Annotated in this window: 24 protein-coding genes and 1 riboswitch; of the genes, 4 read left to right on the forward strand and 20 right to left on the reverse strand. The window is 36.8% G+C overall.

The genetic code is table 11. From position 1 onward, the window contains the following. Positions 1-217: 217 nt before the first annotated feature. From IQI_RS06055 to IQI_RS06100, 9 genes are all read right to left on the reverse strand, one after another. Positions 218-2,236, reverse strand: a complete 2,019-nt coding sequence (locus IQI_RS06055; RefSeq protein WP_064091767.1) for an ABC transporter ATP-binding protein — start codon at positions 2,234-2,236, stop codon at positions 218-220. Beyond that, the gene (locus IQI_RS06060; protein WP_064091768.1) at positions 2,233-3,990 is read right to left on the reverse strand and encodes an ABC transporter ATP-binding protein; all 1,758 of its coding nucleotides are present in this window, start codon (positions 3,988-3,990) and stop codon (positions 2,233-2,235) included. The genes IQI_RS06055 and IQI_RS06060 overlap by 4 nt, the downstream gene beginning before the upstream one ends. A gap of 506 nt (positions 3,991-4,496) precedes the next feature. Beyond that, entirely contained in the window at positions 4,497-4,811 is a 315-nt protein-coding gene (locus IQI_RS06065) for a YbjQ family protein (protein WP_064091769.1), read from the reverse strand. Between the two features lie 202 nt (positions 4,812-5,013). Beyond that, positions 5,014-5,346, reverse strand: coding sequence for a YxlC family protein (locus tag IQI_RS06075; protein ID WP_064091771.1), 333 nt, complete (start codon positions 5,344-5,346; stop codon positions 5,014-5,016). Beyond that, positions 5,306-5,863 (reverse strand): RNA polymerase sigma factor SigY, encoded by a 558-nt coding sequence (gene sigY / locus IQI_RS06080; RefSeq protein WP_064091772.1) that lies wholly within the window; start codon positions 5,861-5,863, stop codon positions 5,306-5,308. The genes IQI_RS06075 and sigY overlap by 41 nt, the downstream gene beginning before the upstream one ends. A 281-nt stretch (positions 5,864-6,144) precedes the next feature. Then, the gene (locus tag IQI_RS06085) at positions 6,145-7,413 is read right to left on the reverse strand and encodes an MFS transporter (RefSeq protein WP_064091773.1); all 1,269 of its coding nucleotides are present in this window, start codon (positions 7,411-7,413) and stop codon (positions 6,145-6,147) included. A 166-nt stretch (positions 7,414-7,579) separates the two neighbouring features. Then, positions 7,580-8,419 carry a P-loop NTPase family protein gene (locus IQI_RS06090; RefSeq protein WP_064091774.1) on the reverse strand — a complete coding sequence of 280 codons (840 nt, stop codon included), beginning with the start codon at positions 8,417-8,419 and terminating at the stop codon, positions 7,580-7,582. A gap of 197 nt (positions 8,420-8,616) precedes the next feature. Next, the gene (gene iadA / locus IQI_RS06095; RefSeq protein ID WP_064091775.1) at positions 8,617-9,789 is read right to left on the reverse strand and encodes a beta-aspartyl-peptidase; all 1,173 of its coding nucleotides are present in this window, start codon (positions 9,787-9,789) and stop codon (positions 8,617-8,619) included. Positions 9,790-10,373: 584 nt separating this feature from the next. Further along, positions 10,374-10,655: a hypothetical protein gene (locus tag IQI_RS06100; RefSeq protein ID WP_064091776.1), complete on the reverse strand. Its 282-nt coding sequence runs from the start codon at positions 10,653-10,655 to the stop codon at positions 10,374-10,376. Between the two features lie 143 nt (positions 10,656-10,798). Between IQI_RS06100 and IQI_RS06105 the strand changes: the two genes are divergently transcribed. Next, on the forward strand, positions 10,799-11,320 hold the full coding sequence (locus IQI_RS06105) for a universal stress protein (RefSeq protein ID WP_064091777.1): 522 nt from the start codon (positions 10,799-10,801) through the stop codon (positions 11,318-11,320). 244 nt (positions 11,321-11,564) lie between these two features. Here IQI_RS06105 and IQI_RS06110 read toward each other — a convergent pair whose 3' ends face one another. Then, on the reverse strand, positions 11,565-12,017 hold the full coding sequence (locus IQI_RS06110) for a helix-turn-helix transcriptional regulator (protein ID WP_064091778.1): 453 nt from the start codon (positions 12,015-12,017) through the stop codon (positions 11,565-11,567). Between the two features lie 168 nt (positions 12,018-12,185). Between IQI_RS06110 and IQI_RS06115 the strand changes: the two genes are divergently transcribed. Then, positions 12,186-13,592 carry a cryptochrome/photolyase family protein gene (locus tag IQI_RS06115; protein ID WP_064091779.1) on the forward strand — a complete coding sequence of 469 codons (1,407 nt, stop codon included), beginning with the start codon at positions 12,186-12,188 and terminating at the stop codon, positions 13,590-13,592. A gap of 186 nt (positions 13,593-13,778) precedes the next feature. Here IQI_RS06115 and IQI_RS06120 read toward each other — a convergent pair whose 3' ends face one another. After that, positions 13,779-15,023, reverse strand: coding sequence for a dicarboxylate/amino acid:cation symporter (locus IQI_RS06120; RefSeq protein ID WP_064091780.1), 1,245 nt, complete (start codon positions 15,021-15,023; stop codon positions 13,779-13,781). A gap of 344 nt (positions 15,024-15,367) precedes the next feature. Between IQI_RS06120 and IQI_RS06125 the strand changes: the two genes are divergently transcribed. Then, entirely contained in the window at positions 15,368-15,796 is a 429-nt protein-coding gene (locus IQI_RS06125) for a low molecular weight phosphatase family protein (protein ID WP_064091781.1), read from the forward strand. Between the two features lie 54 nt (positions 15,797-15,850). On the opposite strand, the gene splB is transcribed toward IQI_RS06125, so the two are convergent. From splB to IQI_RS06170, 9 genes are all read right to left on the reverse strand, one after another. Then, a complete protein-coding gene (splB, locus tag IQI_RS06130; RefSeq protein WP_064091782.1) occupies positions 15,851-16,879 on the reverse strand; it encodes a spore photoproduct lyase in 1,029 nt (342 codons plus the stop codon). 12 nt (positions 16,880-16,891) lie between these two features. Beyond that, positions 16,892-17,137: a transcriptional regulator SplA domain-containing protein gene (locus IQI_RS06135; protein WP_064091783.1), complete on the reverse strand. Its 246-nt coding sequence runs from the start codon at positions 17,135-17,137 to the stop codon at positions 16,892-16,894. A 523-nt stretch (positions 17,138-17,660) separates the two neighbouring features. Beyond that, positions 17,661-18,461 carry a TatD family hydrolase gene (locus tag IQI_RS06140; RefSeq protein ID WP_064091784.1) on the reverse strand — a complete coding sequence of 267 codons (801 nt, stop codon included), beginning with the start codon at positions 18,459-18,461 and terminating at the stop codon, positions 17,661-17,663. Continuing rightward, positions 18,454-19,191, reverse strand: a complete 738-nt coding sequence (locus IQI_RS06145; RefSeq protein ID WP_064091785.1) for an ABC transporter ATP-binding protein — start codon at positions 19,189-19,191, stop codon at positions 18,454-18,456. Before IQI_RS06145 ends, IQI_RS06140 begins: the two co-directional genes overlap by 8 nt. Then, positions 19,192-19,950, reverse strand: a complete 759-nt coding sequence (locus IQI_RS06150) for an ABC transporter permease (RefSeq protein WP_064091856.1) — start codon at positions 19,948-19,950, stop codon at positions 19,192-19,194. Further along, positions 19,950-20,240 (reverse strand): thiamine-binding protein, encoded by a 291-nt coding sequence (locus tag IQI_RS06155; RefSeq protein ID WP_064091786.1) that lies wholly within the window; start codon positions 20,238-20,240, stop codon positions 19,950-19,952. The genes IQI_RS06150 and IQI_RS06155 overlap by 1 nt, the downstream gene beginning before the upstream one ends. Before the next feature lie 12 nt (positions 20,241-20,252). Further along, complete coding sequence (locus tag IQI_RS06160; protein ID WP_064091787.1) at positions 20,253-21,239, reverse strand: ABC transporter substrate-binding protein; 987 nt, start codon at positions 21,237-21,239, stop codon at positions 20,253-20,255. Between the two features lie 113 nt (positions 21,240-21,352). After that, a riboswitch (TPP riboswitch) is annotated at positions 21,353-21,463 on the reverse strand. Positions 21,464-21,760: 297 nt separating this feature from the next. Further along, positions 21,761-22,183, reverse strand: coding sequence for a VOC family protein (locus IQI_RS06165; RefSeq protein WP_064091788.1), 423 nt, complete (start codon positions 22,181-22,183; stop codon positions 21,761-21,763). After that, positions 22,161-23,066 (reverse strand): phosphotransferase enzyme family protein, encoded by a 906-nt coding sequence (locus IQI_RS06170; RefSeq protein ID WP_064091789.1) that lies wholly within the window; start codon positions 23,064-23,066, stop codon positions 22,161-22,163. Before IQI_RS06170 ends, IQI_RS06165 begins: the two co-directional genes overlap by 23 nt. 89 nt (positions 23,067-23,155) lie before the next feature. Here IQI_RS06170 and IQI_RS06175 point away from each other — a divergent pair, with 89 nt between their 5' ends. Next, a complete protein-coding gene (locus IQI_RS06175) occupies positions 23,156-24,058 on the forward strand; it encodes an aldo/keto reductase (protein WP_064091790.1) in 903 nt (300 codons plus the stop codon). Positions 24,059-24,072: the final 14 nt, after the last annotated feature.

Raw genomic sequence — 24,072 nt, forward strand, 5'->3', positions numbered from 1 at the left:
AGAGGATATTATCAACTTTAAAACTTTTATTTTTAACTTTTTACATTTTATTTTCAACTTCCGAAGTTTTATTATCAACTTTATAAAGTGGTGGATATTTTTTATCAATAAAATTGTTTTATCCTCTATTTTCATTGATAATGATCAACTATTTGAATTTTTTATCAACATACACTATGAAAAGAGCATCCGGTTCCCCGGATGCTCTCTCTTTCTTTTACCCTGCCATATCACTCTTCGTTCCTTGCTGAAGCTGATACATTTGATAGTAACGACCCTTCAGCAGCATCAGTTCATCGTGGTTTCCTTGTTCTACAATTTCTCCACGATCAAGGACAAGAATTTTATCTGCATTCTTAATCGTGGATAGGCGATGGGCGATAATAAAGGTAGTTCTTCCCTTCTTTAACACCTCCATGGCCTCTTGAATTATCGATTCAGTCTCAGTATCAATACTGGATGTGGCTTCATCTAAAATCAAAATGGCTGGATTAAAGGCAAGGGCACGAGCAAAGGATATTAATTGACGCTGCCCGGAGGAAAGGGTGCTTCCCTTTTCTATTACAGGCTCGTCATAGCCTTTTTCAAGATTTTTAAATACTTTTTCCGCACCAACCGCTTTTAACGCCTCTTCTACCTGCTCTCTAGATATCCGTGGATCGTCTAAGCTCACATTTGATGCAATCGTTCCTGTAAATAAATAGGGATCCTGTAATACGATGCCCATATGATCACGGATTGTTTGGTAAGGAATATCCGTAATATCCTGACCATCAATCTTAATTGACCCTTCATTGCTATCGTAGAAACGGAATAATAAATTCATAATCGAACTCTTTCCTGATCCAGTATGACCGACTAGGGCTACTGTTTCCCCTTTGTTAGCTGTAAACGTAATATCTTTTAATACATATTCATTCTCTTTGTATCCAAAGAATACATGTTCAAAGCGGACATTGCCTTCATAACGGTTCATTCTGTTGTCTTCAACAGCTGTCCCACCTTCATCTAACAATTGGAAGACACGTTCCCCTGCAACCAGTGCCTGTTCAAGGTTAGCAAGCTGGTTGACAATCCCTGTTACGGGCTGGAATAATCGGTTAATATAATCAACAAATGCATATAGTACACCCAGAGTGACAACAGATCCAACTCCTATAGATGCTCCTCCGAAATACCATATAAATGCTACAAAGGTAATATTCCTTAAAACCCCTACCAGGTTATGAGATGTCATGGAGTTTAGGCTTAGAAGTTTGTTTTGGTATTTATAGTGGGTATGATTAAGCTCTTCAAACTCTTCACTTGTTTTCTTCTCCCTGCTGAAGGATTGGATAATATTCATTCCTTGGATTGACTCATTGATCATGGCGTTTATATCGCTTACCTTCGAACGAATAATATGATTATATTTTGAAGCATAGATGCGATATAAGTACGTCCAGACTACCAATATCGGAATCAATATTAAACAAAGAGCAGCTAATTTGGCATCTAATATGAATAATGCAATATAAATACCAAAAATATAAATCGTACTCGTAAAGAATGTTGATAATACGGTTACGTACAGCTCTCTTATTGCTTCTGTGTCGTTGGTGATTCTTGCTACCACTTTCCCGGCAGGAAGGTTATCAAAATAACGAATAGGTAATTTTTGAATATGTTGAAAAATATCGTTTCTCATACGCTGGATGACTCGATTTGCAGCTTTTTGCAAATAGAAGCCCTGACCATATTGGAAAAAAGAAGCGATGACAAGTAATCCAAAGTAGAATGCAATCAGCTTAATAATCTTTGGTATTTCCGGATTATAAAAATCCAACAGTTCATTACCCGTTAATTTTTGAGCTGAATACGTCGCTGTTTCTTCTCCTTTTTTTATGGTTAATTCACCTGAAGAAACCGTGCGTTCACCGTCAAAAGATATATCACTTCCTACGAAGTAAAATTCTCTTCCCACTTGAAGAACTCTTACTTCACTACCTTTTTCCTCCCCACTAGTAAAATACTGTTCTCTTTTGTACGTATTGCCTTTATATGAAACCGTATCAGGTCCCTGACTTGTTTCGTACCAGGTTGATTCAATTCCCAAAATGTGATCATCAATCATCTTCTTTGCAATAAAAGGACCAGCTAACTCTGCTGCTACTGATACTGTGAGCATCAATAAAGCAGCAATAATAAATTTTTTGTATAAAAGGGCATAATCGACTAATTTTCTTCCGACTTTCATACGCCCACCTCCTCTAGTGAGGAATCTTCAACTTGTTGGCGGTCAAATTGCTCCTTATACCAACCACCATTTTCAAGAAGGGAAGCGTGTACTCCTTCTTCTACCACTTTTCCATCTTCAAGAACGATGATCCAGTCTGCATGCTCAACAGCAGATAGACGATGAGTAGTGATAATCGTTGTTTTTCCTTCACGTTCTTTTCGTATGTTATCTATAATTTTCGCTTCAGTTTTCGCATCAACTGCTGACAAGGAATCATCTAAAATAAGGATTTCAGGATTTTTAATTAGAGCTCGAGCAATGGAGATCCGTTGTTTTTGCCCACCTGAAAGAGCTACTCCCTTTTCACCTACTAGAGTCCCAAGACCATCTGGTAACATTTCAAGGTCTTTAGTAAAATCAGCAAGTTTAATAGCTGCTTCTAAATCTTCCTCCGTTGCATCGTGCCGACCAAATAAAATATTTTCTTTTACTGTTCTTGAGAAGAGCACATGATCCTGAGGCACATATCCTATCCAGTTTCTTACTTGTTTAAGAGTGAGTTCTCCAATGGGAATTCCTCCGATTGATAATACACCTTTCCCCATTGGATACTCTCTTAATAATTGTTTAATAAAGGTTGTCTTACCGCTTCCCGTTTTGCCGACAATTCCGAGAGTATCCCCTTTGTTGATATTCACTTCAATATTTGACAGGTTCAAAACTTGAGACGATGGGTATTGGAATTCGACATCCTTAAATCCAATTCCATTAGGTGCTTCCAATGATTTAGGATTTGCAGGGTCTTTGACATCTTGATTATAATCCAATGTCTCCTGCACTCGATCAAGAGATGCATTTCCTCGTTGCATGATATTAATGAGTTCTCCGATGGCAAACATCGGCCAAATTAACATTCCTAAATAAACGTTGAAAGAAACAAGTTCACCTAGGGTAATCGATTGGTGAAACACGAGATATGCACCATAACCAAGTCCAATCAAATAGCTTAATCCAACCAGCACCTTAATAGTGGGTTCAAATAAAGAATCAATCTTTGCCACTTCGATATTCTTGTTATAAACATCCTCTGTCATATCTCCAAAGCGATCTTCATCCGCTCTTTCCTGTACATATGCCCGTATTACTCTGACACCTGCAATAGACTCCAGGACCTTATCATTTAAATCACCGAAGGAATCTTGAGCTTCTGTAAACCGCTTATGAATTCTAGCTCCATACACTTTCATTAACATTGCCATAATTGGCAGCGGTAAGATTGCTGCAAGGGTTAATTTCCAACTGATTAGGAACCCCATTGTGAATAGAATTGTTAACATAAAGACACTGGAATCGATCAATGTTAATACTCCGAATCCAGCAGTCACTGAGATTGCCTTTAAATCATTGGTTGCCCTTGCCATTAAGTCTCCCGTACGATTCTTCTCAAAAAACGTCGGAGTCATCTTTAATAAATGGCCCATAAAGTTTGAACGAAGCTTTCTTTCTACTAAGAACGCTCCACCAAATAACTGATACATCCAAACATATGTCATGGAATAAGAAATAATGGTGATCCCTACTAATAACCAAAGGTACTTCGTTACTACCTCCCAGGTCATAGCTCCAAGATGCATATCATCTATGGCATTTCCTACTAGTTTTGGAGGAATAACATCAAGAATCCCTACAATCACAAGTAAAAAAATGGCCAATGCATACCTTTTCCAATTTTCAATAAAAAACCATGATAATTTCTTAAAAATACTAAACATCCTTATCTACCTCCTCTTGTTGTGCTTTACTATCCGCCTTCTGTCTCCACCAGGGTTATCATTTTTTTCATTTGAACACTTTCCATTTTTCTTTTCCTCCTTAAAATTCAAGTGATATATGTGAACAGGGATTAACCTGAAAACATCCAATAAAAAAGACGGACGCAATAAGGCATAGGCTCATAAAGAAATGACTGAGATAGTCATCACCCTATTTAACCTGTTTGCGCCTTATTAACGTCCGTCAATGGACATACAAAAGCACAGATTACATACATAACCTGTGCTCATTATTGAATCATTTTAAGCATTCTAAAGGAGTTACTGGTTATGTGATGATATTAAATTGGTATTCTTAAATGACTGCACTTGAGTTCTAAACATTTTAATCATCACAAACCCTCCATTTCATTTCGTATTAATTCCATATATAACCATACTATATGTTATAAATTGTGTCAATATTATTTTTATTGATAATTTTCTATCAAATTTTAGATAACTCACTATTCCACAAATACTGCTGTTCCATAAGCGATTATTTCTGATGCATTCTGCATAACAGCTGATGTTTCTAGACGGACTGCAATGATAGCATTGGCTCCCTTTTGAGTTGCATCTGCGATCATGCGCTCAATCGCTTTATTTCTTGCTTCTTCCATTAATTCACTATATTCACTAATTTCCCCGCCTAAAATCGTCTTAAGACCTGCCACAATGTCCTTTCCGATATGCTTCGCTTGAACCGTACTTCCCCTAACAAATCCTTTTAATTCCTTTACTTCTTTTCCTGGTACAAAATCAGTTGTAACATAGATCATTCCTCTCTCTCCTTTCCTTGTCTTCTCCAGACTTTCCTTGCAAATAGAAAATAAAATATTACTGGAATGGGACTTTGTATTAAGCCCCATATTCCCCAAAACCAATAGTTATGGCCATTTTTCCGAGCATCAATGAATAAGAATATACTTTGAGCAAGTAGGAGGGAGATAATGACTGGTAATAGATAAAGCAACTCTTTTGTCATAACTTCTTCACCTGCTTAATATATGTGAAACTGCTAAAAATAGAAGCACCGATGAATACTCCTATTTGTAGGAGTAGAAACAATGAAGGTAATTGAAAAAGGGTAACAGCAAAAATGAGAAGGGTAAAACAAGCTACAGCCAGAAAGGCAATAAGTTCTTTTCTAAGTTTAACTTTTACACGCTCTTGTTGCTCTACTACAAAATGTTCAAACCATTGATCAGAAGGAGTATTTTCTTCGATTTCTTGATTAATCATTTTAAATCCACTTTCAAATAATTGTTTTAAGTCAAGATCTTGGTCGCCCGTTTGCTGACGTTTTTTGTTCATCTAATTTCAACTCCTCTCTCAACCGGGTAATACCATTATGAACCCTTGACTTCACTGTCCCTAAAGGCACACCCACCATTTGGCCAATTTCATCGTATGAATACCCATAGTAATGCTTTAGTATAATCGGCAGCCTCGTTTCCTCGTTCAAAGTAGATAATGCTTCCAACACTTCACTCCACTCTTCTTGTCGTGAATGAACATCCCACTTTAACTTACGAAAACTTGCTTCCTCCTGCTGCCGATTTTCTTCTCTTTTCTTCTCCCTTTGAAGGTCAACATATCGATTCGTCGCAATCGTAATGAGCCAGGAAGAAAATTTGGACTTTCCATTAAATTGATGAATTTTCTCTACGCATTTTGCCATGGTATGTTGAGCCAGTTCTTCTGCTTGATGATGATTCATCGTTACTTTGATTAAATATTTAACAAGAAAAGGATAATTTTCTTTAAATAAGAGAGCAAAGGCGGCATGATCACCTTTTTTTGCTCTTTTTATAAGTTCTCTCTCTTCCATCCTTTTAGTCCTTTCTCCCCACCCCATCGGGTGTATTCATTGATAAGACGATCAATACGAAAAAACGTTCATTTTCATTTTACTTTTATTCAGCTTGTTCATGCTTCTTTTCCAGCGCTTGTTCAAGAAAGTTTAGTTGATTCCGCTACAGCTCACTTTTTGGGAAGAAAACGGAGCTGTTCCCTCGCAATCCAGCACACTTTGGTTTACAGAGTCTTTAGAAGTCAGTTTCACAAAATAAAACCTTTATGAAAATAAAATATTTTCATAAAGGTCTCTAATCACCCGTTCAATACTGCCGGCTTAACTTCCTCTTCGTTCATAAATTTAGGAAGGATTACCGTATAAAGAGCGCCTACAAAAATCAAACACCCTCCAACGACCCAATAAAGCATCTCAACGGAAACCACGTTTGGAAAAGTCATGGCAATAATTCCTAGCGTAATAGATTGTGAAAGCATCATAAGTGGGTTAATCCATCCTTGGACTCTACCCATCATTTTAGGATCAATTATACTAGGGAGCCATCCACCAATAGCAATATTCACAAGTGGCAATCCTAAAGCTGCCAAAAAGACAATCATCATAAACACCCAGGTGGTTGGAGCAAAGGAAGCAGCGATGATAAACGTTCCTGAAATCACTAACCCAGCTACTATCAGAACATGAAACCTAAATTTCTGAGTTAACATGGATGATACAACACTTCCAATTAATACTCCCGAACCAAATGCTATACCTAATAATATGGAGTACTCCTCATATGTTTGAGGTGCTAGTTTATACTTCAAAATAAAAATAGGTATTACCGAGAAGCCTCCATTGACCACTCCAAATACAACAAATCCGCTTATTAAAGAGAGTAAAAGCTTATGATTAAGGATGTACATCAAGCCCGATTTAAAGTCCTTGGTTACAGACGCAATATTTAAATCCTTCCAGGTATGCTTACCATTTGGCAGGCGGACCTCTTCATTAATAACACATTTCTTAATTAAAATGGCGCTAATGATGAAGGTGATGAAATCAACGATAATGGCCCCATATATTCCAGCTGTCCAATAGACAAAAATTGCAACGGCATTTCCTAGTAGCATAAACAAACTCATAACCATTTGATTCAGTCCTGCAGCAGTTGAATAGTCGTCCTTTGACAACACACCTTGTAAAATAGCCTGTTCAGCAGGGAAAAAGAATTTTTGAACTCCACTTCGTAAGAACAGAATCGTAAAGATTAAAGGTAGCCAGCCAATATAAATTGCGCCAAGTAATAACAATGTTAAAAAGGCACTCACGGTATCACAATGGTAAGCAATCTTTTGACGATCCATCCTGTCCGCTAACACCCCTACAATAAAAAAGACGACAAGCGTAGGAAGAGAATACATCATTTCTGTAATCGAAGCATACATGGGCTGTTCAGAAAACCGATCAAGAAGATAAAACATAAAAGCGGTCAAGCCAATAACACTTCCCATATGGGACGTGAAGTTGGCAAGGAATAACTTTAAGAAAATTGGCTTTTTAAAAATTTCAATCATTTTTTTCATAGATACCTGTCTCCCATCTTTCCTAATCTATAATCTAATCATATCGATATTCTCTTACTCCCTTGAGAGTCTGATGGTGGTTTCTTCCTCAGTCTGAAGTCGGATAACTATTAAGAATGCTTTTCTTAAAGGTTTTTGTTATTTTAAAGAAGAAAGTTGTCCAGTTCTATAAACGTATAGAAATTTCTTCTTTAATCATTTCATTTACCTTTCCAAAAGAAGATTGGCTCCTTTCGATATGAACCCAATCGATTTCACTATGAGATAAGATATCTTTTTCAAGTTTAACCCTGTGAGTAAGGTATTGAATAATTCCAGTTAAATCATTGGGAAGTCCATTGTTATATCCAAACTCTTGAGTAGTATAATAATCTCTTACAAATTCAAACCAATCGTTTGAACGTTCTTTCTGAACGTGACTAAAAGATTGAGTAATATCAGTAGGTTCTATATATATTACCAGGGGATTAAACCCTCTTATTTCATTTATTAATTCAGTAATAAAGGATTGAATGTTGGTGGTTGATAGATTATTTTTTGCCATTAAAAAGGTTGTAGGGTTTTGAAGCAAGCAGCAATCCAGTATGTAGACATGGTCATTATGGCCAAGAGATTTTTTAAAAGAAGTCCATTTTCTTTTTAGCAAAGTCCTATAAATAGTTGGTGGTTGATTATAGACATCATAAAAAGACAGCTCTTTTATGAATTCTTCAGGAAATAACGCACTCTCCTCTAATTTCCCGTAATAGACAAGAACTCCTTTTTCAATTGATTCTCTGAATCTATTTAGCTCAAGTGATGAAATAGAATGTTTATCTAGAATAAATGAAAGGTTTTCTTCTTGTAGATAGGCTACCCTCTCATAATCTGCTGGTTGATCTAAATCTCCTTCAACATACATGTGTGTAACGATTCCTTTTTCCCTTAATATATGTCCAATTTGTTGTACCGCTGTTGTTTTTCCGGCTCCAGGAATGCCTTCAACAAATATTATTCTCGTGTTCATAAAACCCCTCCCAAACTCAACTTCTTCCATGATATACCAAAATTATATGTGTTGCATATATTTTTTAATATGCGCTGTTACTCAATTTCTTAAATATTGAAGAAAATTCATGTTGTTCTTTACGAGAGGAGCCATATATAAAAAAACAGCCTGAAATATACTCATCACAGGCTGCCTTAATTCAGAAAATCATTGTATTATTCAAAGGTTCCTTTAACAACAGCTTTTCTGTTCTCGACCATTAACTTTCCTTTTGCATAAACAGTGTCTATGTTTAATGTTTTTTTATCCAATAAAACCAGGTCTGCATCCTTCCCTACTTCTATATGGCCTTTTTGTTTTAGCTTTAAAATTTTTGCAGGATTTGACGTAATGACCCTGATGGCTGTCTCTAATGGAATTCCTTCTTTTAGAATGGCATCTTTCACCTCTTTGAATAAACTTGAAACTTGTCCAATTTGAAGGCCGATAAGCTCACCGTTTTCATCAAAGTCAGGCAAACTCGCTTGTCCATCAGACGTATAGGTTATTTGATCAATGGAAACTCCTGCATCAAGCATTCTCTTTAGGGCTTTACTACATTTCACTTCACCTTCCCCCAGAAATTGAGGGATAGTACTTGTAGTAAAATCAACATAACCTCCTTTTAGTGCATAATGAATTCCCGCCTTAAATAAATGAGCATTTCTATTGATGTGAGTAGGATAAAACTGTTTGATTGGAATATCTGTTAAATCAATCACATCTTCTATTAATTTCAAATGTTCTCGGCTATCCCCTACATGCACATTGACGATACCAGATTTACCTGACAGCATACCTCCAATCCTAGCTGCTGATGCTATCTTTGCTAATTCATTGACAGTAGGTTGAGAAGAACGGTGATCTGAAATTGCTACTTCTCCTACACCAATAATTCGATCCACAAGGATGATATCATCCTCAATTTTCCCAGTAAGAGTCTTTAAAGGGACCTGATAGGAACCAGTTTGAACATAGCAAGTGATCCCTTCTTCTTCGAGACCACGTGCCTTGGCAATGAGACTTGTCATAGTACGGGTTGTCCCATCAGTTCCGATGACCCCTACTATTGTCGTTATTCCTGCAAGAGTAGCTTGGCTAAGTTGAATTTCTGGTGTTCTTGTTCTAAAACTACCTTCTCCGCCTCCACCCATAATATGTACATGAGAATCGATCAATCCAGGTATTACGTATTTTCCCTGAGCATCCATTACCGTTATATCCACAAACCCTTTCGGCAGGTCTATTTTATCTTCTATATAGCCTATTTTATTATCTACCAATAATATATCTTTTTCCCCTAAATAATCTGGAGCATATACTTCTCCATTTTGAATTAATGTCAGCATAATGTTGACTCCTTTCATTATGACAATCATTTGGATCGTCCTATACTTTATATTTAGAAAACGTGGTGATGATTTCCTGCTTCTTATTGAACTTCCCTTCCAACTTAATCAAAGGTTTGTTTTATATCAATACCATTTACGAACAAGAACGATTTACCGTAAAATAATAACCAAAAATAATCATATTTTTTTGAAAAAGAAGCACACTAATCTTACTACTTTCTTTAGCTCACCCATATATAAGTGTTTCGCTTTTTCGGACAGCCTTGTCCATGAAAGATCAGGGAAGACTTAACTCCTGGGTAAAAAAACAAAATAGGTTTTAAAAGATCGCTAACCGGGTAACTTTTAATTAACCGGTTAAATAAATCAAAAAATTCTTAGTTGATATTAATAAGTCGAGGTGAAATGTTATGGTACGTACAATCTTAATGGTAGTTGGAGCAATTGTTGTAATTGGTTGGATCATCAGCATGCTTTAAGAAGTTTTGAATTTATAATTAAAGAGCAATCATATTAATTCTAATGAAAAAGAAAGAGCAGGATGGATCTTCCCCCCATCCTGCTCTTTCTTTTTGACTAATTTAGTTTATAGATTCAATCCAGCTCTTCTTAGTATCTGATTCTTCTTGAAGAACTCTCATATAATGAAAAACGACTTGTTTTGTTAATTCATCACTGCCTAATATTTTTAAATGCTGCATGCATTTTTGAATAGATGGATGAAGGGCATATCCCTTCTCCTCTTTCTTTGCTTCAAGGGATTTCATATACATGTATACGATTTGACGGGTTCTTTTGTCGATGTCTAATTCCTTTAAATGCTGAATACAACTTTTAATGGTAGGATGCATCCTTCTCCCCATATAATTTCCTCTCCTTGATGAGTAACATTTTTTATTATTACACTATTACGTACTGAGGTGAATTTTTATGGGGATAATTTAAAAAGATTAAAAAACTTTTTTTAGGGTAAATAATAGGTATTCCATATATAGAGGTGATATAGATGTTTAAACACATTTTACTTGCTTATGATGAAACAGACGGAAGCAAAAAAGCATTAGATGAAGTAATGAAATTATCTAAGTTGTCATTTGAAACAAAATTAACTGTGTTATATATCTCTGAAGAAAAAATAGCGAATGAAACTCACGATCACTATACTCCAACTCATGCCATGCCAGATACAACACCTGGTCCTGACAATGTGTACATGGGTAATTTATCTGGATCTCGTGAACAACCAGGGAACAAATCTGAGGAACGCCATGAAATCAAGACCCCTTCCTCGACTCACCATGTATTAAGAAATGTACAAGAAAAACTATCTCCTTATAATCTGAATGCGAATTATATCCACCTATCAGGATCAGAAGCTAAACGCATTTGTGAATACGCAAAAGAAAACTACGTTGACCTCGTGGTTGTAGGGAACAGTGGAAAAACCGGCATGAAAAAATGGGTACTGGGAAGTGTAAGCGAAAAAGTTGCACACTCCTGTGAATCCAGCGTATTAATTGTAAAATAACATGTTAAGAGGGACGGACCTCATCTTCATTTTTGTGAAGATGAGGTCCGTCCCTTTTTTCACCTAATGCTTTGAGTTGAAAGCAGTAGAGAGTAGTATAAAGATTTTTCCGATCCATTGGCGAATCTTCAAGTCACTAAATACATTTAATCTAGAAAATTGTGGTCAAATCCTTGTTGGAAAGCCACCTTTTAACAAAATAATAAATAAGAATAGTTGAAAGTATGTACCTTTAAGAAGTATACTATTCCTTCGTTAATTCATTAAAACGTTTGTGAGCGTTGTTCTCATCAAAGCTGCTATAAATTCGATAATGTTCAAAATCTAATATTCTAAAATGTTGACTGAAAACATTTTGTTGAAGAACATATCCTTCATCCTTTTCAATATCCTTCCACCAAATCTTTCCACCAAGAGTTTTTTCTTTTCGATAATCAATACCTTCTCTTGCAATGGTTTCAATTACCTCTAATGGTTCTCCTCCCAGGCTAGCAGCTAAAGTTTCACTATCTTTAAATAGGGCACAAACAGCAATTACCGCAGTCCAGCTCGCCATTACTCGTCCCTTTTCAATTTGAACAAGGGTTTTCTTAGATAATCCAATGACATTAGCCATCTTATCCTGTGTATACCCAGCCTCTGTACGAATAAGTCTCAGCTTTTCCGATATAATAAGTACAATTTCTTCCTTCGTCATAACTTCACCTAAAATCCTTTAGTATAGTGTAATATTACACCGTTTCTGTTTCCTATTTCAAGAATTATTAAACATTTTTTTAATAACCGATTGATTTTTGTATCTCATTGTTCATTTTACTATACTTTTAATAGATTCGTTCAAAATCTATCGAGTGGAGGTACTAAAATGGAGAATGTCATCATTGTTTTGCTCCGACAAGATTTTAGAATTCATGACCAGCCTGCTCTATACCAAGCTTCTCTTCAGGGAAAGGTGATTCCTCTTTTTATTTTAGATGAACATACACCCTATGCCAAAAAAGGAGAAGCAAGTAAATGGTGGTTACATCAAAATCTTGAAGCCTTTCATTCTACTTTAAAGTCAATCAACGGTCGCTTGTGGATAGACAAAGGAAAGACCCAAGATGTTCTTACCCGATGGATTAAAGAAACAGGAGCCACGGGAGTTTATTGGAATAGAAATTATGACCCCAATGTTTATAAAATGGATAAAGACCTTGCACTAAGCCTATCCTCTCAAGGGGTAGAGGTGAAAACATTTGAAGGTAACCTATTACTACCACCATGGAAAATTAGAAAAGAGGATGGTTCTCCTTATAAGGTCTATTCAGCCTTTTACAGGAGGTTAAGAAAGGAAACAATTCCTAAGCCGGTTCCTCAAGTTAAAAGCATGAACGTGCCTGATATAAAACACATAGGCCTTTTGATAAAAGAATTGTGTCTTATTCCCGAAATACCTTGGTATAAAGTGATGGACAGTATATGGGAACCTGGAGAAAAAGCAGCAATGAGGAGATTCCATCGGTTTGTAAATAACAGTCTAGAACAATATCACTCTGGGAGAGACTTTCCATCAGATCGACATCATTCAACACTCTCTCCCTATTTGTCTCTCGGTATCATCTCCGTTCGAAGTATGTTTCACTTCTTGATAGAAAGTGAAAATACAAAATCAGAAACCTTTATTAAACAACTCATATGGAGAGATTTTTCTTATTCTATTCTTCTCCATTTTCCAAACTCACCTGAAAAGCCCCTATATGAAAAGTTTGAAAGATTTCAATGGGAGGATGACCTGGTGAATTGGGAAAGTTGGACAAAAGGAAAAACTGGCTATCCTATTGTGGATGCTGGAATGCGAGAATTATGGGCCACTGGATTCATGCATAACAGGGTTCGAATGATAGTTGCTTCTTTTCTTACTAAGCATTTGCTTATCCCTTGGCAAAAAGGGGCAGATTGGTTTTTCAATACGTTAATTGATGCAGACCTTGCCAATAATTCCATGGGATGGCAATGGGTAGCGGGATCGGGACTAGACGCCTCCCCCTACTTTCGTATTTTCAACCCGACAACTCAAAGTGAGAAGTTCGATAAGCAAGGTCAATATATTCGAAGGTGGGTACCAGAATTAAACAAGCTTCCTAATAAATATATTCACAAGCCTTCAGAGGCTCCATTAGAAATCCTAACTTCCGCTGGTGTGGTATTAGGGGAAAGTTATCCTCTCCCCATCGTTGATCATAGAAGTGCAAGAAAACGAGCATTAGAGCATTATGATCACATAAAATAAAAAGGCAGTTTTCGTAACCTTTATTTTTATTAAAACGAGTAGTGATCGATTGCAGCGAGGGATGCTCGCTTTCTCGCCTGCCCCTTTGTGGACTCCAACTGTCTAGCTCAGGGGCTTATATTTTATCTGGTCAACAAAAAAAGGTGACCACCCCATATCGGAGTGGTCATCTTTTTACGATTTAAATTAAGCTTCTCCTCTTTGTTCCTTTATTGTACGTTTCTTCTCGGATTCTGAAACGTACAATGCACAAGCCGCATCTCCTGAAATGTTAATGGAGGTTCTTGCCATATCTAACAGACGGTCAATTCCTAGGATCAACCCAATACCTTCTACTGGTAAGTTTACGCTGCTTAAAACCATAGCTAGTAAAATCAAACCAACTCCTGGAACTCCCGCTGTTCCAACACTGGCCAAAACAGCCGTTAATACAACAGTAATCAACTGCTCGAGGGTTAAATCAATCCCATATACTTGGGCAATAAAGACAGTGGCAACACCTTGCATGATTGCCGTCCCGTCCATATTTATCGTTGCTCCTAAAGGCTGTACGAAAGAACTGATGGACTTTGAAACCTTTAATCTTTCCTGTGCAACATCCATTGAAACAGGAAGGGTGGCATTACTACTTGAAGTACTAAATGCAACACTCATTGCCGGACTGAAGCTCTTAAAGAACCACAACGGATTTTTCTTTGCCAGGAACAATACTGTTCCACCGTACGTAATGATGGCATGGATAATTAACGCCAGTAATACAACAACAAAATAAAGCCACATTGCTTTAAGTGCACTCATGCCCTGGCTACCAATGGCTGAAGCGATTAATCCAAATGTACCGTATGGAGCAAATTTCATCACAAGAGTCACTAAGTACATCATTAAATCATTACCTTGCTCCACAAGCTTTAATATACCATTCGTCTTTTCACCTAAAGCTGTTAAACCAAACCCAATAAATATGGCAAAGGCAATAATTTGGAGCATGTTTCCTTCGGTCATTGCTGTTAAAGGATTTTTTGGAATGATATTCATTAAGGTTTGACCTACTGGAGGTGCTTCTTCAGATTCGAATCCTTCAGATTGTGCTTTATCGATTCCCTCAACTAAACCAGGATCAATAAGATTGGATAGAGATAAACCAATGATTATGGCAATACACGTTGTTACTAAAAAGAATACAATCGTCTTTAAACCTATTCTCCCTAGTTTTTTAGGGTCCCCTAGGCCTGCTGATCCCAATACAATAGATAGAAATACAATTGGTACAACTAACATGCTGATCAGATTAAGGAATATCTTCCCTAGTGGAGTGAATAGATACGGATCTAAAATATCAAATAAATCTTTTGCAAATATATTGAGTGCAAGTCCAACAATTGCTCCCAGTATTAAGGCAATAATAATCTTTGTTGTTAAATTAAATTTCATAGATGTTCCTCCCTCTTCTAAATAAAACAAAAAATAATATAAGAATTCTTACCCTCTTCCCACAAATTCAAAACCTCTTTTTTCCACAACAAGATGTATTCATATGTAAGAACGAGTTCTACATCCCCTATTATACTGATTTATTTTAAAATTAAATAAGTTCCTAACCATTTTAAAGCATATTTACTAGATGATTTGCTATTTTCCTCATAAATTAAGGAATCTATTAATTAATTTGTACTATTGCTTAATAACTAATATATTTTTCTGTCCGTAGAAGGTTAAATGATTACATTTTTGGGTAAATAATAATAACACCACGATAAAGAAAGGAACATAATCTTATGGAAAAAACAGTCTACTTTCTTTCAAGTAGCCAACAACGCAGCTTAATAGCTGAAGGATGGGCTGAGAAACTTTCTTTATCAGATTGGTCCTTTAAGAGTGCCGGCTGGCTAGGTGAAAGTTGTACTAACTTCAGCGTATTAGCAATGAAGGAATTATGTATAGATATTAGCTCTATCCCTCGTTCACGTATCGAGATGAAAGACTTAGGTGAAGCGGCGGTTATTATAGCGATTCAAGATAAAGAATATGATGATGAAATTCATCTCCCATCAGAGCTGGATGAAAAGGTAATCTATTGGGATTTACCAAATCCACGTAAACGTTCAACAACAATTCTTGAAGAGTGGGTTAGCTACCAAGAAATTTGTGAAGAGATAGCCTTGAGAGTTAAGAATTTACCGACCATTCTTCCACAATTCCATTAAGAGGACTGATTACAACCGATAGTTTTTGTAATCAGTCCCTTTTTTTATCGATCCTTACGTAAAATATTCTAATTTAGCATTTGGAAAGCATTTTTCCATGTATGAATATAAGTGATCTTTTAGATCCTGTTCTTCATCTTTCTGATAGATGTACTTACCAATTCCATATTTCCCCCATTTATATCGACGCTCTTCCTCATTCAATTCAAGCTTCGTCATAGGATAGTTTTTTTCAATCACTCTTTTGGCAGGTTTTGTAAATCGATGTTGAATGAATTCAAAGGTTAAGTCCTTCTTAGCTTCATCTGGTAAATGAGCTTCCAAATGTTCAAACATCTGTTTATATCCCTCTTCCCAGCCTTCATGAATATAAATGGGGGCAACAATAAATCCTAAAGGATACCCTGCTCTCGCTACCTTTCCTGCTGCCTCTAACCTCTTTTCTAAAGAAGATGTTCCAGGTTCAAAATTCTTAATAACATAATCTGCATTAATACTAAACCTAAACCTTGTCTTACCGTTATGCTTTGCATCAAGCAAGTGATCCACATGATGAAACTTGGTTACAAATCGTAATTTTCCGTACTCTGATTCACCAAAATGCTCTATCGCCCGCTTCAACGTATGAGTAAGGTGGTCAACTCCAACAATATCTGATGTACAAGCAGCCTCAAACCTGGTGAATTCAGGTGCTCTTTCCTCGATATATTGATCCGCTGCTTCAAAGATTTCATCCACATTCACATATGTCCGAATATAGGGTTTACTTCCCATGGTAGTTTGCAAATAACAATAATGGCAATGACCCATACATCCTGTTGCAAAAGGAATGGCGTATTCAGCAGAAGGTTTGGAGGTGTCGAATTTTAATGTTTTTCGTACCCCAACAACTAAGGTGGATTTAGCAATCCGATATTTTTGAAAGTGATTATCCCCGGGTAGATCTCGTACTTGGTTATGGGACGTTGTATAACGAATCTCCACATCCATCTTTTCAAACTTTTCCTTTAGTTCTTTTCCTAATGGATATTCTAAAGCATTTGGCTCAAAGTAAACCAATTGAGGTACAAACGGTTTCACCATACATTATCCCTCCTAGTGGTCTCCAAAGTAATGAGAATATGCCTGCTCTGCTTCAGCTTCCGAAGAATATACTGCAACTTCCTCTGTCAGGGGGTAATACGTTTCATACAAAAACAAAGAAAGCTCGTTTGGATTTTCCGGATTGTGTACAACTGCCGCTTCCTGCACATTGGCAACACTTTGAGTGTGGGGATTACGGTAAATTACATAGACTACATCTCCTGCGTGATAAGGCATGTGCTGACTATTTAACTCCATCATTTTCACCTTTTCTTAAAATGTCATTACTATCATTTTTGCTCATAGTGAATGGAAATATGATGGTAAATGATGTTTGTTGTAGATACTCATAAAAAAAGGCTGTTTTCGTTAACTTTTTTGCTATTGAAAAAGCAAGTAGTGGTTGATTGAAGCATGAATTTCTATAAATAAAAAATACAATTATCTAGCGTTTAAAAAATCAGCATTTTTAAAGTATTCAGCGGTTGATTTTAAATATTTAAGTGAAAATCCTGTTCTTTTATTGCCCAATAAAGCTCTGTCACGAAATCTATTTGAAGGAAACTGCGTAGACTCCTGTGGAAAAACGGGTGTGCCGAGACCCCGGTAACAAGAAGCTGAGGAGGCTCGGCCGCTCCCTAGCTGTAGGGGGAGCAGTTCCCCTCACCATCCAGCACACACCACCACAAACTGGTTGACAGAGCCTTGGTATTATCATGTGTTTTAATAAAAACAAAAGAGCCTAAAAAAAGACCTAAAATGGCTAAAGCTTAAAGCCATTTTAGATCTCAGTACTCTCAGTGGAAAGGTTGTAAAAAGCACATGTTTGTTCAAAAATAACCTTATACACTAAAGATGCTGGCTGCTTCTTTAGCTCGGCTATTTTCTTTATGGTTTCATGCATCCATGTTGGATGGGTCATCCTTCCTTTAAAGATACCTTCAAATTGCCATGGACCATCGGTTTCGACCATTAGTTGTTCTAATGGGAACAATCTGACTAACTGTTGTATTTCCTCTTCATATAAAACATCGGGGGTTATAGAAACAAAATAACCATTGTCCTTGACTCGCTTAATCGTATTCACGTCTCCTTTAAACCAATGAAAATGGGCATTCTTAACTGAATGTTTTTCTAATAGATCACACACAATTGGCGCGTGCTCATAAACAGCGTGAAGATTTATAGGTTTGCCCAGATGCTTAGCTTGTAGGATGAAAACCTCTAATAATTCTTGATAAGGGCTCAAAGTAATAGCAGAGTTTTCTCTCATCAAATAAAAAGGCAGTCCCACTTCCCCAATAGCGCATATTTCAGATTCATGTTCTTGAATGAATTTTTGTAAATTACTCAATTCCCCATCTGAAGGTAGACGTTGCTCTGGGTGAAAACCAGCAGCGACTTTCACTCTAGAATCTCTTCGAGCAAGGTCTAAATTCCGTTTTACAGATTGTAGGTGGAACGATACAGAGATTAAAGCTTCCACTGAACTGATTTTCATTTCCTTCAGAATTTTCTCTTGATCATTTAATTCATACAAATCCAAATGGGTATGGGAATCGATAAGAAAGCCTTTAGACATATTGAGACAATTCCTCAAAAATGTCCGTTTTCCATTTTAAAAATTCTTCTGTCAATAAAATTTCTTTGTTTCTTGGACGAGAAAAAGGAACGGTAAATTCCTTTACCACCGTTGCAGGTCGAGTGGATAAAATGATAATTCGATCTGATAAGAATAAGGCTTCATCGATATTGTGTGTAACAAATAGTACGGAACTTCTATCTTCTTCCCATATTGATAATAGCCACTTTTGCATATCCAATCTCGTAAATTCATCCAGAGCCGAAAAAGGTTCATCTAAGCATAAAAAGGATTGGGGGCTAACGAGAGCCCGAATAAAAGCTACTCTTTGCTTCATTCCCCCGGACAACTCTCCTGGATAAGCTTGTTCATATCCTTTTAGACCTGCCCTCTCAATCATCTCCATTGCTTTCTTTCTGTCCTTCTCCCCATGTAGTTCTTGACCTAACAGCACATTCTCTATCACCGTTCTCCACGGAAGGAGGGACGGACTTTGTGGCATATAACTGATGGAGCCTCTTTGGCCATTTATTGATTTTCCATTTAATTGAATGTCGCCTGAATCAGGAGAAAATAGTCCACCAATAATATGAAACAAGGTGCTTTTCCCACTTCCTGAAGGACCAAGAATAGAAACAAATTCTCCTTCGCTCACATTGATCGAAATATCTTCTAAAACAAGTTCTCCATCAAAGAATTTAGACATTTGTTTTATAGATAAAGTTGTCATCTATTCGTCCTCCTTTCGATGTTTCACAAAAACCTTCTCTAACACAACAATACTTCCAAAAAACAACAAGCTAAGTAACATTATAATAAATATAGATACAAACACTCTATCTGTTCTAAAGGATGAAGAAGCAAGAGTCATATAGACACCAATCCCTTTTTGGGCTCCTAACCATTCGGAAATAACAGCACCCATCACGCTATAAGTAGCCGAAATTTTCAAACCTGAAAAAATAGCGGGAAGAGCATGAGGCCATTCTACTTTTCGAAAGAGCTGTCCTTTTGTTGCTCCTGCCATTTTCATGTAATGAATATATTCTTCATTTGTTTGTTTAAAGCCATCAAGTGCAGATACAGCGACAGGAAAGAAGCAGATCAGAGTTATAACAATCATCTTAGGCAATAATCCAAATCCAAACCAAATCACCAGTAAAGGAGCTAGCACGATAATCGGTATATTTTGAGATAAAATCATTAAAGGATAGATGGCTTCTCTTACTCGTGGAAGCAGATGCAAACCAACAGCTGTACCGATACCGATACTACACCCAATCATAAAGCCTCCAACCGTGAGAAGCGCAGTAGATGAAAGATGTTTTGTAAAAGAAGCCCAAGACGTAACTCCTTCCAACCAAATTTCTGATGGAGAAGGCATTAGCCATGAAGGGATATCCAAGACTCTGGTTGTGATTTCCCAAATGATGAATAAAAGGATGAGGACCAAGAGGGGTCTCCATCCTTTTCTAATAAGTGACTTTATCATCTATATTTCTCCGTTAACTGGTTCATTTCAATACCCTTTGGTTTATATAAAACCTTAATTTGGGAGATGACATTCTCACTTCCTAGTTCAATCATTCGTTCATTCATCTGTTCGATTACATGAAACAGCTCAGAAAGATTTCCTTCCATAGTCGTTTCAAGTGGATGCACTTCATATTTAACCCCAGCATTTTTAATGATGGCAATCGCTTCATCCACATACGGAATGACATCTTCCCCATTTTTGGTTTTTGGTATAATTTGAATACTTACGAGTGAATTCCCCACATTGCTCACCTCTTATTTTGGTAAAAATTCGTTAGTAAAAGCTTTTTTACTATCAAATTTTTTCTCTAACAACTTATTTTCGTACATCCATTCACCATAATTTTCCCAAACCTCTAGCTTTTGTTCACCCCATCGTTTTGCATCGTCCTGGTATTTAGGTGCAAGCCATTCTTGACTTTTCATCACCAACTCCTTATCTAAATCTGGAGCTGCTTCCAGTAGAATTTCTCCTGCCTCTTTAGGCTGGTCGATAGCAAATTTATACCCTTTTGAAGTAGCCGCTAGAAATGATTTTACAGTGTCAGGGTCAGACTCTATCATCTTTTCGTTAGTTGTCAGAACTGGAGTATAATAGTCTAATTTTTCCGAGTAATCTTTCACGTACATCATATTAAGTTCTTCTCCACGAAGCTCTGCTTCAATTCCTGTCCAACCATAGTATATCCATGCAAAATCCACATCTCTTTTTACTGCAGTAAAGAAATCAGTGTCTCCCATATTCACGAAATTCACTTTCTTAACGTCAGCATTTTCTTGTTTCATAATGGATGACATAACGGCCTCTTCTACAGGTGAACCCCATCCACCATAGTTTTTCCCTTCAAAATCCTTTGGTGTTGTAATTCCCTTTTCCTTAGGAGAAGCAAACCCTGAAGTATTATGTTGTATAATTGCAGCTATTGAAACTAGAGGAACATCTTGAACTCTCGCTTGAGTAACGCCTTCTTGATATCCCACTCCAAATTCAGCTTTACCTGAGGCGACGAGCTGATCAGCACCTGCTTCACCAGGCATAATAATATCTACATCTAAGCCCTGATCTTTAAAATATCCTTTTTCCTTCGCAACATACAATCCTGTGTGATTGGTATTAGGTGTCCAGTCCAGTACTACAGACACCTTTTTCAGTTCATCTTTCTTGTCGTCTGAAGCACTGCTTCCCCCACTACAAGCAGTCAATAAAAACATTGAACAGATTAGTACGATCAACCTTTTCATGTCGATTCCTCCTTTTTTATGTATAACGTTTATCCTTCACTAAGCAGCTGAAACCAATTCAAAAAGCGCCCTAAGCTAACAGCCCAGGACGCATTATCAAACAATTGAAATATCTCGTTTGAGAATATGTTTCCTACGCTGGTATCAGCCAGTTCAGGTTCTAAGGGTCAGTATCTGAATGGATACAATCTCAACCGGCCGCACCGGTCCCCCTACATTTCTTCTCTATGAAATTATGTATAAACGTTATCTTCAACCTTTACTTTGCCATAGTAATAGAATGTTTTCAAGTAATAAAAATTCTTCCCTCTTTTTGAAAGGCACTTTTTGCAATGAATGTTGTTATTTTAAACACATGATCTGCCAAGTCTCTCTCAACCAGTGTGTGCTGGATGGTGAGGGGAGCTGCTCCGCTTTCCGTGTAAAGCGAGCACCTCTAGCTGCAATCATCCACTACTCGCTTTTTGAATAGCAACAAAGTTTACGATAACAGCCTTTTGAAAAGGTGTTTTCCATTTTCTCTATTCTTCCCACTTACCACCCCAGACATTAAATTTATTTCCGTCTGGGTCATATAGATCAAAGGCGACACCTGTCCACGCTTCATGAAGCTCACCAACATGCACTCCATTTCTTTTCAAGCGATTGTATTCTTCGATGACTTTTTCTTTTTCATCATCAAAGTTCAAGGTTGCCTTATACAGTTCAGTATTATCTGAATTCATCAAACTCCCTTTTACTTGTGGGTTCTCAGGGGGCTTTTCTACCTCCCATAAAAATATCCATTGACCGTTTTCAACTCTAAAACTGACATTTCTATTTTGATTATTCATCTCTTCTCCAACTTCTAAAGAAAAGTGCTCATTCCACCATTTATAAGATGCTTCAATATTGCAAACGGGGATATGGATACACGGGATACTAGAAAGTTTTAAATGTCTCAACGTAATCTCTCCTCTTTTGTAAGGTATCAATACACGTTAATAATTTCGATACAACATTTGTAAATCCTCTTTGTTCATAAAAAAACGAGTATTGAAGGAGAAGAATTAAGATGAGATAAGGCAAGCAATCTTTTTCATGTGGAGTCAAACCATTTTTATTTTCATATCCCTTTAGAAATTCCTCTATAAACAGAAGTTTACCTTCTCCAGCTTGTTTTCTTAAAATCCCAGTAATAAAGTACGCAACGTCAACAACTCGAGGTGCTTTTCTTATTCTTTCAAAATCTATTAATCCTTTCATCTTATTGTCTACTATAAGCAGATTTTTCAAATGAAAATCACTATGTATAAATTGTAGAGGCATCTCTTTATAATTAGATAAGACCTCATCATATTGAAAAAAGTTCTTTTTTGCCCAAGCTCCTACTTGTGTATGATGTCTTTCTTTCCTCCAGCTTTCCAAATAGAAAAATACATTCCATTCAATGGGTTCTTCCCTGGATTTATAAGTAGACATCAACTTATGGAGCAAACCCAGATACTCTCCAATGGAAAACACCAATGACATCGAGATAGGGAATTCTTCTTTAGTTTCCCCTTCTAATGCACCATAAAGGGAATAAAATCCACTTTCTTTTTCCACAAATGGATCATTTCCTTTTGTTAAAACAGGCGTTTCGACATTCAGTCCCTTATGTTGTAAATACTGAGTTAGAGAGTATTCTTCGTACCTTTCAAGAAGAGAGGTTTCAATTCTATTTTTAAGAAAATAGACTGCCTTATCCGTCGATATTCTATATATATTTGGACTGATTGTTTCTTTTTTAAAGTGAACTACATCCAGATTCCATTGAGACAAAAGGCTATTTAAAGGCTCAATCATTTTTAATTCCTTTCAAAAAATAGTAAGATACTCTTTAGTATTTCATTGAAGATTTGACGACATACATATTAAGAAAAGAGGTCATGACTATGCAAAGAATTCAAATGACGGAAGACTTATCCTTTTCACGAATTATTCATGGTTTATGGAGATTATCCGATTGGAATCAACCTAAAGAAGAAACCCTTTCGTTCATTCAACATAATCTTGAAAAAGGTATCACGACGTTTGATCATGCCGATATCTATGGTTCATATACGTGTGAAGGATTATTTGGAGATGCACTCTCTCTTCAGCCTTCACTACGTGAAAAGATGGAGATTGTGACAAAATGCGGAATCGTTCTTCCTTCTGAAAATCGTCCAGAACATCAAACACACCATTACAACACAAGTAAAAAACATATCATTGCTTCAGTTGAAAATTCGTTACAAAACCTAAAAACAGACTACATTGATTTATTATTAATACACCGACCAGATCCATTTATGAGTGGAGAAGAAGTGGCAGAAGCATTTACTCAGTTAAAAAATGAAGGAAAAGTACTGCACTTTGGTGTATCCAATTTCAAAGATCATCAATGGAATATGTTACAATCCTATTTGCCGTTTCCACTTGTTACAAATCAAATTGAGTTATCTGCGTATCACCTTGAGAATTTTGAGGATGGAACATTAAATCTTTGTCAAGAGAAGCGTGTTGCTCCTATGGCTTGGTCACCACTTGCAGGTGGAGCCATCTTCAAGGAAGAAGATGAAAAAGCAGTACGTCTTCAACACACATTAAAGAAAGTACAAAAAGAAGTGGGTGCGAAAGGAATAGACGAAGTGATGTACGCATGGCTCCTAAATCACCCGGCAAATATCATGCCCATCGTAGGTTCCGGTAAGAAGGAACGAATCCAAAACGCCATTGATTCACTATCCATTACATTAAACCACGACCAGTGGTTTGAAATCCTGCAAACCTCAATGGGACATGATGTACCTTAAGTTTCCAAGATTGA

The sequence above is a fragment of the Rossellomorea aquimaris TF-12 genome (assembly GCF_001648555.1).
Classification (GTDB): domain Bacteria; phylum Bacillota; class Bacilli; order Bacillales; family Bacillaceae_B; genus Rossellomorea; species Rossellomorea aquimaris.